The sequence below is a fragment of the Flavobacterium aureirubrum genome (assembly GCF_038739835.1).
Lineage (GTDB): Bacteria > Bacteroidota > Bacteroidia > Flavobacteriales > Flavobacteriaceae > Flavobacterium > Flavobacterium aureirubrum.
Genome location: NZ_JBCGDO010000039.1, coordinates 1 through 8,883, shown reverse-complemented (window position 1 = coordinate 8,883; position 8,883 = coordinate 1). Strand labels below are relative to the sequence as shown.

Here is an 8,883-nt window from a genome sequence, read left to right as displayed (position 1 = left end):
AGAAATAAAAGTTGTATTACAAATCATCAAAAGGACTTTTGATTTGTTGAATACTTTTCGTACTAACATGAGTATATATTTCAGTTGTTTTACAACTACTATGACCTAGCAACTCTAAAATATACCTTAAATTTGTCCCCCTCTCAAGTAAACACCTCTAACCACCATCCGCTCAGTACCGTCAGAGGCGCACTCCGTCAGTTTCTGGCAGAGCCGTCTACTCGATTATAGCCAGTTTTTATTTTAGTTGTTTAATTGTTTCTATTTCTTCCTTGTCAATGTCAAATTTTAATGTTGTTGTCATGTAAATTGGACTGTCATTGCCAAATAAATTGTTATCAAGAAATTTATTAAAGTGCAGAACTCGGAACTCTTTTCTAAATGTCGTAATTGTCAAATTAGTCAAATCAACGATGGCAATTTTCTGATTTCTTTGTTTTGTCCAAATTGGTAATGCAATTTTTTCATTTGTTTCATTCCAAATAATTGGTCCGCCACACCAATCGTTTAGTTTAAGTTTCTTGTCATCATAAATTAAATAACATTCTCCACCAATTGGCGCTCCCATTGCAATTTCATATAGTTCTCCAAATTCAATTTTATATTTTCCATTTGGTGATAATAGGTTCTTGTCAATATTTGAAAAGTTCCAAGGGTTTGGATATTCGTTATTCATAAATCTTTGCTCCTTTAAAAATGTCAGCAAAAGTTGACCAGTCTGGTTTGTCTGCTTTAATATCAAGTTTCATATTGTCGTAATAACCTTGAACGTCTTCTGTGTATGCACTTAACGCTTCCAAAAAATCAGGCAAAGTTTTATTTTCCCATTTTTCAGGATTGTCCAAAAAGTCCTTACGCAATAAGTCAAGGAACTTAATGAAAGTTTTTCTGTCGGTTACTTTAAAGTCGTTAACTGTGTCGTTCATAAAATTGGCTATAACTAGTTTATAGTCGCTACTTTATAGCGACTATACAACCATATTAGGGTAGATTGTCGCTACTCAGTATCGTATTTACTCCAAATATATAATTATTTTTTTTATCACAAATCATCAAAAGGACTTTTGATTTGTTGAATACTTTTCGTACTAACATCAGTATATATTTCAGTTGTTTTACTACTACTATGACCTAGCTACTCTAAAATATACCTCAAATCTGTACCCCTCTCAAGTAAACAGCTAAAACCACCATCCACTCACTACCGTCAAAGGCGCACTCCGTCAGTTTCTGGCGGAGCCGTCTACTCGATTGTGCAACGTTATAATTTTACTCTTAATGTTGGTAATAATGCTATTGTCTCAATACCATTCAATGAATAATAGAGTTTACCTTTCAATCCAAGTTCAGCATAATCAGTTAGTTTAAAATAATACTCTAAAGAGCCAAATAAACCTAAATTGTCAGACCTGTTTTTTTCATTATTTAAAACAAAATAAATGTTGTTTTCATCTCCACTTATTGAATTTGTATTAAGGTTTTCGATAAAGAAAAATGCTCCAAGTGTAAACTGAATATTGTTTTTAAATACAGTTCTAAAATGAATATCAAAAAAATCTTTTGTATGTGTGTTTTTATAATTATCTAATATTAGAGCAGTGTTGGTAGAAGTTATTAAAACACCATCATTAATACTTTTTGAGTGTTGTTGTCTTGAATATCCTAACCCTATATAGCGATTTTTAGGTAATTTATAATCAAAATTAATTTCATAAAACGAGCCAATACTTGGCAATTCAAGATTAAGTGGGGAAGTTGAAGAATAATCTGAGTAGTCAATATATGACAAGCCGTAAGAAAATGAAATGTCAATTTTTTGTTCTTTATTATCTTGAGCCAATAAAGAATTTGTAGCAATAAGTATCAATAAAAGAATTATTTTTTTCATAGTTTAGAATTTTTTACCAATGTTTAGTGTAAGATTATAATAGTTAGGATATACAGGAATTGAATTTATTTTTTTTTCTCCAATAGGCATAAGATAATATGGATTTATTCCAATAAAATATTCCTTATAAAAAGTATATTGAAATTGTAAGCCTAAAGTGTAATAAAAAGTGTTCAAACTATCAGAAATAGTTTCATTTTCATAAGATATTATTTGTCCCGAAATTGGTAAATAATTCCAATTCTTTAAATAGTGTGAAGAAGATTTTGTAAACATAAAACCTAAACCCGCACTAAAATTAAAATTAAAATTTTTATTATTTACGAATAAATAATTAATCCTAGAACCAATATTTATATTTGAAATTTTTGACCATTGAGAATTTAATAAAATATCATCAAATGTTTGATTCAATAAAAATTCATTTAAAAGTATATCATTTTTATAAAAATTTGGGAAATCATCGCTTTGCGAATATTCCATATTAAAATCAATAGCAAAAGATTGCGAAAATCTATTTTGATAATTTAAGCCAAGAGAATAATTATTCAAGTTGTCGAATTTATCAGGATACCAAGGTTTTCCTATTGATAAGTAAATACTTTCTTTTTGAGCCAACAAAGTAGCACAAGTAAAAATTAATATGATGGTAAATGCTTTTTTCATATTTAAAAAGAATGGATGCTATGCCTACGGCATAGCATCCATAAAAAAAATTAAAGGTCAGTGTAAAAATGTTTAAAATAATAATCTACAATACCTATTTTTTTAACATTGTATTGTACACCATTATTGTTAATTGTTCTACCTGTTGTACCAGGACCAACAATTGTAGCTAAAATCATTCTTCTTGACATTTCAGCATTTGATCTAAATTTTGAACTGCCTAGTGAAAAATTTATTTTTACAGAACCACTAGCTTCTGTATGAGGTTTAATTTCTCCACCCTCTACTTTAAATCCAGATTTTGCGGTTAATTCAGCTGATGCAGTTGCGGAAATATGATGAAGAGAGAATACAGCCATAACTTGTGTATTTTCCGTCATATTCCAATCTGGGTCAAATTCTGCGTCAAAGCCTAACCATCTCTTTTTTCTTTTAACATACTTTCTTTTACATCTAAAATCTTTAATGGTGTATTTTGTCCCTGTTGCAGTGATAGTACCATCAGCATTTTGGGTTACTGCACCATCTGTAGTTCCTCTGAAAAAACGTAACTTTTGATGCGTACCACCAAACCCCATCCAGCTTGTACCATTAATTTGTATTCTTGGAATGTAAGAACTTATAATATCTGATTCAGGAATATTATTATGGTTTGTATTTGCTGTTAATAATGTTGTTGTAGGAACTGTATTGTTGTTATTGTTGTTTGAGCCTGTTCCTCCAGTATTCCCACCTGTAAATCCACCAGGATTATTAATTAAAAATTGATTTCCAGAAGGTAATAATTCATTATTAGGGTCTAACGGAGCTGGTTGTAATTCTGTAAATCCACAAGGTCTACCGGGAATATCACAAGGGTCAATTGGAACAATTACGTAAACGGGATTATCGTCTAAAAAGTCATTAGACATACCATCAACTACATCAATATCTGTTAATCCTACATGAAACTTATAACCAGTGTTTGTTTGAGCGTTATTTAAAGGGTCATAAGAAACATAAAACTCTTCAACACTTGTATCATCATCTTCATATTCTGAATCAAACGGATAAAAAATTTGCAGTTCTTCTGAAACAAGCAATGATGCTAAATCGTTAGCAATAGTTGCACTTGTTCTAGCTAATGCTCCTTTTGATGTTTTAGCTTCCAAAACATTAGCAATAGTTTTATAATTCTCCTCATTTTTCTCAAACTCGTTTTGTAAAGCTGTTTTGAAAACATTAGATGAATTTACTTTTCTTTTGCTAAAATTGCTAATTTCATTTTTACGCAAACCATTTTCTTGCTCAAATAAATAAGCAAACGATACAATTTCAGCATCTTCGTCAACTTCTTTCATTTTTTGATTCAATGCTGTTTAACCTCACTATTGGTTAGCATTTTACCAAATAGGACAGAGGTTTCTTGCATCAACTTTTGCTTATCATTTAGGTTTTCTGTTTGCAAGTCGATAGTTTCATTGTCTTCTGAACAACTAACAAAAATTGTTGTTGAAAGCATTATTAATAATGCTGATTTTAAAATTCTCTTCATTCTGTGTTTATTTTAATATTAAACTGCTCAAAAAGTTTAAACCCTAAGAAGAAATGAGCTTCAGCTAAATGGTATTCTCCTCAGGGATAATTCGGAAAAATTTTCTGTCTTTTCATAACGTCTGCTTTTCAATAATGTTGCACAACGTCAGACTGTGAAAAAACCTCCACAATCCTTGCACCAAATATAGTAAAATAGTTGTAAGAAAGTTATAGTTTTTTTACCTTTAACGATGCAACATCCCGACGCTTCGGGGCAAGGAATAGCTCGCAACCAACTGCAAGTAAGCAGTCTAGAAGGCACTATTAGTCAGGACAATCCTGTTAGATTTATAGATGCTTTTGTCAACAGTATCGACTTAGAGAGAATTGGATTTACACCAAGAGTATTAAAAACCATCCATTTTAACCCAAGTTGTTTCCCTAAAACAAGGAAAGAACTTGGCTTTTATAAAATCAGTCTTTTTAGACTTAAAAAACTCGTTTGTAAGCACTCCAAGTTTTACAACTTTGAATTATAACTAAAAAACTAACCTCCTTAAAATAGCTTCTAAAGAGGTTATTTTTTATAAATATTTTAAAATTTTAGTTTTTTATAGAGGTTGTGCAACAGTTACCCGTGTTAGCGGTTCGGGCTTTTTGTGTCATAAGTTTTCGGTCATTTTACCCAAATTAATTTTCTCTACTTTTGTAAATGTTACCTCTCTAACAAATTCCATATTGCCCCATAGATAATTATTCCCTTTTAGCAATTTGGTTGTTCTCATTCTTGCGTTTAGTCTTTTTATCTCAATGTCTGTCGCTTTTCTTTTATCGCCAAGTTGTCCGTAAAGTTTAATTGCTGGATGACTATTAAACTTTCCTCTGAATAGCGAAGTCAACCAAAAAAAAGTACTGCTGTTTACTCCTAAAATACAGATATTTTTATGGTCTTTACTATTTTCCGGAAGTTTTGTAGGGAACTTTTCAAAGTAAAATCCAGTCTGATTGCTGTTTAAGAATAAAGAGCCAATTGGGGTTACTGTTGGATTGCCTTCTTTGTCAACCGAAGCAAGGGAAACGTGAAAATTAGTCCTGAAGCATTTGTTGAAGTGCTTTCTTATTTCTATCCAATTTTTTCGAATGTCCATATTGTTTATAGTCCGGATTAATAACTTCCTATTTATGTTGTTGTTCGGTCGTCAAAGCCTGACCGCTAACGTCAGACTGTGAAAAAACCTCCACAATCCTTGTACCAAATATAGTAAAATAGTTGTAAGAAAGTTATAGTTTTTTTATCTTTAACGATGCTACATATACAAGGAATAGCTCGCAACCAACTACAAGTAAGCAGTCTAGAAGACACCATTAGTCAGGACAATCCTGTTCGATTTATAGATGCTTTTGTCAACAGTATCGACTTAGAGAAAATAGGATTTACACCCAGAGTATTAAAAACCATCCATTTTAACCCAAGTTGTTTCCCTAAAACAAGGGAAGTCCTTGGCTTTTATGAAATCAGTCTTTTTAGACTTAAAAAACTCGTTTGTAAGTACTCCAAATTTTACAACTTTGAACTTCATTTAAAAAATAAACCTCTCTAAAATTGCTTCTAAAGAGGTGGTTTTTTTGTGATTTATAAATTTATTTAAAAAAAATGGAGGTTGTGCAACAGTTACGCCTGTTAACTGTTGTTTTTTTCTTTTTCATTTGTTTGGTAATTCCATTTTTTCTTTTAAATTTGTAACCATTGTGTAAGGTTAAATAATTTGGTTATGAGCGAATATATGACGCTTTCAGAAACTTCTGAATATATTGGTAAAAGTAAAGAAACTTTAAGACGTTGGGATAAAGAAGGTAAATTACCTGCTGTTCGTGAACCAATGAGTAATTATAGAGTTTATAGAAAGTCAGATGTCGATACTTTGTTTTCAGATTTTTTAGATGAAAACATAAAAGAAGAAATTTCTAATTATGTTGAACCTCATAATGAATATACTGTTTTAGAGCTTTTCGCTGGAGCTGGAGGTTTGGCTGTTGGAATGGAGAAGGCTGGTTTGAAATGTGTAGCTTTAAATGAAATTGATAAATGGGCTTGTAATACTTTAAGAAAAAATCGGCCATATTGGAATGTTTTAGAAGGTGATATTAAGTCTTTTAGTTTTGCAGAATATGAAAATAAAGTTGATATTGTAACTGGGGGATTTCCTTGCCAAGCATTTAGTTATGCTGGAAAGAAATTAGGTTTAGCTGATGCAAGAGGAACTTTGTTTTATGAATTTGCAAGAGTTGTAAAAGAAGTAAATCCTCCAATTTGTATTGGTGAAAATGTTCGTGGTTTATTAAGTCACGAAAATGGTAAAACGCTTCAAGGAATGATTTCTATTTTGGATGAAATAGGTTATAATGTTGTTCCTGTTCAAGTTCTAAAAGCAATTAATTTTAATGTTCCACAAAAGAGAGAACGATTAATTTTGGTTGGAATTAGAAAAGATATTGATTTAAAATATGAATATCCAAATCCTTATAAGAAAGTATACAATTTAAAAGATGCTTTGAAAAAAGGTGAATTATTTGATTGTGATGTTCCAAAATCTGAAGGTTCAAAATATCCAAAAAGCAAGATTGATGTTTTAGATTTAGTTCCACAAAAAGGTTATTGGCGGGATTTGCCTTTAGATATTCAAAAGGAATTTATGGGCGGAAGTTTTCATCTTGGCGGTGGAAAAACAGGAATTGCAAGAAGAATAGGTTGGGACGAACCTTGTTTAACATTAACTTGTAGTCCAGCACAAAAACAAACTGAAAGATGTCATCCTGAAGAAACTCGACCGTTTACGGTTAGAGAATACGCGAGAATTCAAACTTTTCCTGACGATTGGGAATTTGAAGGCTCTGTTGCTCAGCAATATAAACAGATTGGAAATGCAGTTCCAGTTAATTTAGGAAAAGAAGTAGGCTATTCAATTATAAAGTTTCTAAATAAATATTACGAAGAATTGCATAAATAATTCTATATTGTGGCACAAAAAATAATTGTTTATGCCACCACCAACACAACAAGAAGTATTTAATTTAGTAAGAGAAACTGTAATATCAAGTTTAACCAATTTTATTCGAAATAGAATGGGTGTTGAGCCAAATTTCCAAATACTTGATTTAATAATTCCAACGGAAAGAAGAATTAGATCAGTTGTAGGAGGTATGGAAACTTCTTTGGGAACAACTTTATGGGAGCCTTTAGCAAAAAATTTAGCCAGTTTGAATGGTTTTGAAATTATTGAAGATAATTTGTTGTCACCAACAAATATGCCCGGAAACCTTCAAAATACTGTCCAATTACTTGTTGAAGGTAGAAATAATAGAAATCAATTATATAATGCAGAATATTGTCATGATAGAATTAAGGAAGTTTGCCAAAATTTTATTATAAATCCAATAAATGATTTCAGTAGAGCTCCAAGAGGTTTTGGAGTTGATATTTGGTTAAGAAAAGATAATGTAAATTATTTTTTTGACACAAAAACTGTACAGGCAAATGTAGGTGGCTATTCTAGATGTTTTAACCAGGTTCTTAATTGGTATTCTTATTTTTACTCTAGATATCCTGAGGGAAATGCATCTGCAAGAATTGTTTTTCCTTATAATCCTTATGGTAACGTCAATTTTTGGACTAGAACTATTGGAAGAGGTTGGCCTTTAGAGCCAGATAATGAAGGTTGGGTTGAAAATCAATTTTGGGATTTCTGTTCTGGAATTGACAACACATATCAAATTATTTTAGACGCTTTTAATGATATCTCTTCGACTGGGGATTTGGAAGATATAATTCAGGGTATTTTTTACGGTGAGCGTTAAAATAACAGTTAACTTGTATATATCCGAAACTAGTTTCGCTTTTACCTTCTAAAAAGGAGTGATAGGCGAATCTTTTTGGATTTTTTGTTTTTCAAATTTAAAAATTTATTTCTTACAAATCATCAAACGGGCTTTTTATTTGTTGAATACTTTTCGTGCTTACATGAGTATAAATTTCGGTAGTTTTACTACTATTATGACCCAAGAGTTCTTGAATGTATCTTAAATCAGTGCCACTTTCTAATAAATGTGTAGCATAGCTGTGACGCAACCAATGCAACGTAACAGGCTTTGTAATACCTGTTTTTTGCAACGCTTGTTTTAATACTTGTTGCAAACTTTTATCAGAATAAGGAGTTCCTTCAATCAATCCTTCAAATAAGTAAGTTGTTGGTTTAAACAATTTATAATATTCTCGCAGCATTTCCAGTATCTTTAAACTCAAAGGCGCAATTCTATCTTTTTTGCCTTTAGCATTTTTTAGTAAAATTATATTTCGTTTCGAATCAATATTAACTGGTTTGAGTGCTAATAATTCACCACATCGCAAACCACAACTATAAATTAAGCTCAACATCATTTTATGTTTTATGTTTTCGTGGGCGTTTAAAATAGCTTTTACTTCCTCCTTGCTCAACACATTGGGCAAAACCTTCTCCCGTTTTGGTCTGTGTATCTTGTCAATTTCAATCTTAGTATCTCTACACGTTTTAAAATACAATTTAATCGAATTTACTATCTGATTCTAATAAGATGGCGACAATCCGCTTTTCACCTTTGTGTTTTATGATTTTGGCTTCCCATTTCATAGTGCTAACTTTTAACTCCTAACTGTAGAAAAAAATAGATTACGATATTTTTTTTCGAACATAGGACAAATTCCCTACTAGTTTTTTTAGCTTTTTTCCTGGTCGGAAAATAATTGAAGCACGAGTTACATTATCTTTAGAAACACCTGC

At 31.2% G+C, this 8,883-nt stretch carries 12 protein-coding genes and 1 pseudogene; 4 read left to right on the top strand and 9 right to left on the bottom strand.

Features of this window, described 5'->3' with window-relative positions:
- Positions 1–16: 16 nt before the first annotated feature.
- From WFZ85_RS15355 to WFZ85_RS15320, 7 genes and pseudogenes are all read right to left on the bottom strand, one after another.
- Positions 17–139: pseudogene (locus WFZ85_RS15355) on the bottom strand (integrase); the annotation flags it as partial.
- Positions 140–238: 99 nt separating this feature from the next.
- Entirely contained in the window at positions 239–676 is a 438-nt protein-coding gene (locus tag WFZ85_RS15350; protein ID WP_342697149.1) for a hypothetical protein, read from the bottom strand.
- Positions 669–926: a DUF7660 family protein gene (locus WFZ85_RS15345; RefSeq protein WP_342697148.1), complete on the bottom strand. Its 258-nt coding sequence runs from the start codon at positions 924–926 to the stop codon at positions 669–671. Before WFZ85_RS15345 ends, WFZ85_RS15350 begins: the two co-directional genes overlap by 8 nt.
- A 335-nt stretch (positions 927–1,261) precedes the next feature.
- Positions 1,262–1,888: a hypothetical protein gene (locus WFZ85_RS15335; RefSeq protein WP_342697147.1), complete on the bottom strand. Its 627-nt coding sequence runs from the start codon at positions 1,886–1,888 to the stop codon at positions 1,262–1,264.
- 3 nt (positions 1,889–1,891) lie between these two features.
- Entirely contained in the window at positions 1,892–2,554 is a 663-nt protein-coding gene (locus tag WFZ85_RS15330; protein ID WP_342697146.1) for a hypothetical protein, read from the bottom strand.
- A 50-nt stretch (positions 2,555–2,604) separates the two neighbouring features.
- On the bottom strand, positions 2,605–3,894 hold the full coding sequence (locus WFZ85_RS15325; protein ID WP_342697145.1) for a hypothetical protein: 1,290 nt from the start codon (positions 3,892–3,894) through the stop codon (positions 2,605–2,607).
- Between the two features lie 8 nt (positions 3,895–3,902).
- Positions 3,903–4,088 (bottom strand): hypothetical protein, encoded by a 186-nt coding sequence (locus WFZ85_RS15320; RefSeq protein WP_342697144.1) that lies wholly within the window; start codon positions 4,086–4,088, stop codon positions 3,903–3,905.
- 232 nt (positions 4,089–4,320) lie between these two features.
- Between WFZ85_RS15320 and WFZ85_RS15315 the strand changes: the two genes are divergently transcribed.
- A complete protein-coding gene (locus tag WFZ85_RS15315) occupies positions 4,321–4,608 on the top strand; it encodes a hypothetical protein (protein ID WP_342697143.1) in 288 nt (95 codons plus the stop codon).
- Between the two features lie 123 nt (positions 4,609–4,731).
- Here WFZ85_RS15315 and WFZ85_RS15310 read toward each other — a convergent pair whose 3' ends face one another.
- Complete coding sequence (locus WFZ85_RS15310; RefSeq protein WP_287784982.1) at positions 4,732–5,217, bottom strand: hypothetical protein; 486 nt, start codon at positions 5,215–5,217, stop codon at positions 4,732–4,734.
- 156 nt (positions 5,218–5,373) lie between these two features.
- On the opposite strand from WFZ85_RS15310, the gene WFZ85_RS15305 reads away from it, so the two are divergent.
- From WFZ85_RS15305 to WFZ85_RS15295, 3 genes are all read left to right on the top strand, one after another.
- Complete coding sequence (locus WFZ85_RS15305; protein WP_342697142.1) at positions 5,374–5,670, top strand: hypothetical protein; 297 nt, start codon at positions 5,374–5,376, stop codon at positions 5,668–5,670.
- A 171-nt stretch (positions 5,671–5,841) separates the two neighbouring features.
- On the top strand, positions 5,842–7,077 hold the full coding sequence (gene dcm / locus WFZ85_RS15300; RefSeq protein WP_413789742.1) for a DNA (cytosine-5-)-methyltransferase: 1,236 nt from the start codon (positions 5,842–5,844) through the stop codon (positions 7,075–7,077).
- A 31-nt stretch (positions 7,078–7,108) separates the two neighbouring features.
- Positions 7,109–7,924 (top strand): TdeIII family type II restriction endonuclease, encoded by an 816-nt coding sequence (locus WFZ85_RS15295; protein WP_342697140.1) that lies wholly within the window; start codon positions 7,109–7,111, stop codon positions 7,922–7,924.
- 112 nt (positions 7,925–8,036) lie between these two features.
- Here the strand turns inward: WFZ85_RS15295 and WFZ85_RS15290 are convergent, their stop codons facing one another.
- The gene (locus WFZ85_RS15290) at positions 8,037–8,645 is read right to left on the bottom strand and encodes a tyrosine-type recombinase/integrase (protein WP_342697139.1); all 609 of its coding nucleotides are present in this window, start codon (positions 8,643–8,645) and stop codon (positions 8,037–8,039) included.
- Positions 8,646–8,883 lie beyond the last annotated feature (238 nt).